The 2,934-nt window shown below is 54.5% G+C and carries 1 rRNA gene; it reads left to right on the forward strand.

Going from position 1 to position 2,934, the window contains the following annotated elements:
• Nucleotides 1–3 precede the first annotated feature (3 nt).
• Nucleotides 4–2,934: ribosomal RNA gene (locus K0T92_RS24330) — 23S ribosomal RNA — on the forward strand.

Raw genomic sequence — 2,934 nt, forward strand, 5'->3', positions numbered from 1 at the left:
ACAGGTTAAGCTACTAAGAGCGCACGGAGGATGCCTAGGCGCCAGGAGTCGATGAAGGACGCGGCGAACAGCGAAATGCCTCGGGGAGCCGTAAGCAGGCTTTGATCCGGGGATGTCCGAATGGGGAAACCCGGCTGGGGTAATGCCCAGTCACCCTGCAGTGAATCCATAGCTGCAGAGGAGACAGACCAGGGGAACTGAAACATCTAAGTACCCTGAGGAAGAGAAAACAACAGTGATTCCGTCAGTAGCGGCGAGCGAAAGCGGATTAGCCCAAACCAAGGAGCTTGCTCCTTGGGGTTGTGGGACGTCTCACATGGAGTTACAAAGGTGTTGGTTAGGCGAAGAGGTCTGGAAAGGCCCGGCATAGAAGGTAAAAGCCCTGTAACCAAAAGTCAGCACCCTCCGAGACGGATCCCGAGTACCGCGGGACACGAGAAACCCCGTGGGAATCCGGCAGGACCATCTGCCAAGGCTAAATACTCCCTGGCGACCGATAGCGAAGCAGTACCGTGAGGGAAAGGTGAAAAGCACCGCGGAAGCGGAGTGAAACAGAACCTGAAACCGTGCGCTTACAAGAAGTCAGAGCCCGTTTTAGGGGTGATGGCGTGCCTTTTGTAGAATGAACCGGCGAGTTACGTTCACGTGCAAGGTTAAGGTGGGAAGCCGTAGCCGCAGCGAAAGCGAGTCTGAATAGGGCGAATGAGTACGTGGACGTAGACCCGAAACCGTGTGATCTACCCCTGTCCAGGGTGAAGGTGCGGTAACACGCACTGGAGGCCCGAACCCACGAATGTTGAAAAATTCGGGGATGAGGTGGGGGTAGCGGAGAAATTCCAATCGAACTCGGAGATAGCTGGTTCTCCCCGAAATAGCTTTAGGGCTAGCCTCGGTATTGAGAGTCATGGAGGTAGAGCACTGATTGGATGCGGGGCCCGCCAAGGGTTACCAAGTTCAGTCAAACTCCGAATGCCATCGACTTATAACCGGGAGTCAGACAGTGAGTGCTAAGATCCATTGTCAAGAGGGAAACAGCCCAGACCATCAGCTAAGGTCCCCAAGTGTGTGTTAAGTGGGAAAGGATGTGGAGTTGCACAGACAACCAGGATGTTGGCTTAGAAGCAGCCACCATTTAAAGAGTGCGTAATAGCTCACTGGTCGAGTGACTCTGCGCCGAAAATGTAACGGGGCTAAACACGCCACCGAAGCTATGGCTCGATACGTAAGTATCAGGGGTAGGGGAGCGTTGAATACGGGTAGAAGTCAGATCGTAAGGACTGGTGGACTGTATTCAAGTGAGAATGCCGGTATGAGTAACGAAAAGACAAGTGAGAATCTTGTCCGCCGAAAGCCTAAGGGTTCCTGAGGAAGGCTCGTCCGCTCAGGGTAAGTCGGGACCTAAGGCGAGGCCGAAAGGCGTAGTCGAAGGACAACAGGTTGATATTCCTGTACCACCGTAAGCCGTTATGAGCAATGGGGTGACGCAGAAGGGCAGTGACGCGGGCTGATGGAATAGCTCGTCCAAGCAGTGAGGCTGATTGATAGGCAAATCCGTCAATCGATAAGGCTGGGCTGTGATGGGGAGGGAAAATTATAGTACCGAAGGTCATGTACTCCGGCTGCCAAGAAAAGCCTCTAGCCAGGTGAAGGTGCCCGTACCGCAAACCGACACAGGTAGGCGAGCAGAGCATGCTAAGGCGCGCGGAAGAACTCTCGTTAAGGAACTCGGCAAAATGACCCCGTAACTTCGGGAGAAGGGGTGCCTCGGTAGGGTGAATAGCCCGAGGGGGCCGCAGTGAAAAGGCCCAAGCGACTGTTTAGCAAAAACACAGGTCTGTGCGAAGCCGTAAGGCGAAGTATACGGGCTGACGCCTGCCCGGTGCTGGAAGGTTAAGGGGAGCGGTTAGGGGTAACCCGAAGCTGTGAACCGAAGCCCCAGTAAACGGCGGCCGTAACTATAACGGTCCTAAGGTAGCGAAATTCCTTGTCAGGTAAATTCTGACCCGCACGAATGGCGTAACGACTTGGGCGCTGTCTCAACGAGAGATCCGGTGAAATTTTAATACCTGTGAAGATGCAGGTTACCCGCGACAAGACGGAAAGACCCCATGGAGCTTTACTGCAGCTTGATATTGGACTTTGGTACGATCTGTACAGGATAGGTGGGAGCCTTGGAAGCCGGAGCGCCAGCTTCGGTGGAGGCAACGTTGGGATACCACCCTGATCGTATCGGAGTTCTAACCTGCTACCGTGAAACCGGTAGAGGGACCGTGTCAGGTGGGCAGTTTGACTGGGGCGGTCGCCTCCTAAAATGTAACGGAGGCGCCCAAAGGTTCTCTCAGAATGGTTGGAAATCATTCGTAGCGTGTAAAGGCATAAGAGAGCTTGACTGCGAGACCTACAAGTCGAGCAGGGACGAAAGTCGGGCTTAGTGATCCGGTGGTACCGCATGGAAGGGCCATCGCTCAACGGATAAAAGCTACCCTGGGGATAACAGGCTTATCTCCCCCAAGAGTCCACATCGACGGGGAGGTTTGGCACCTCGATGTCGGCTCATCGCATCCTGGGGCTGAAGTAGGTCCCAAGGGTTGGGCTGTTCGCCCATTAAAGCGGTACGCGAGCTGGGTTCAGAACGTCGTGAGACAGTTCGGTCCCTATCTGTCGCGGGCGTAGGAAATTTGAGAGGAGCTGTCCTTAGTACGAGAGGACCGGGATGGACGTACCGCTGGTGTACCAGTTGTTCCGCCAGGAGCACCGCTGGGTAGCTACGTACGGAAGGGATAAGCGCTGAAAGCATCTAAGCGTGAAGCCCCCCTCAAGATGAGATTTCCCAATTCGTAAGACCCCTGGTAGACGACCAGGTTGATAGGTTCGGGGTGGAAGTGCAGCAATGCATGCAGCTGACGAATACTAATCGGTCGAGGGCTTATCCTA

This window comes from Paenibacillus oenotherae (assembly GCF_019443105.1).
Taxonomy (GTDB): Bacteria; Bacillota; Bacilli; order Paenibacillales; family Paenibacillaceae; genus Paenibacillus_Z; species Paenibacillus_Z oenotherae.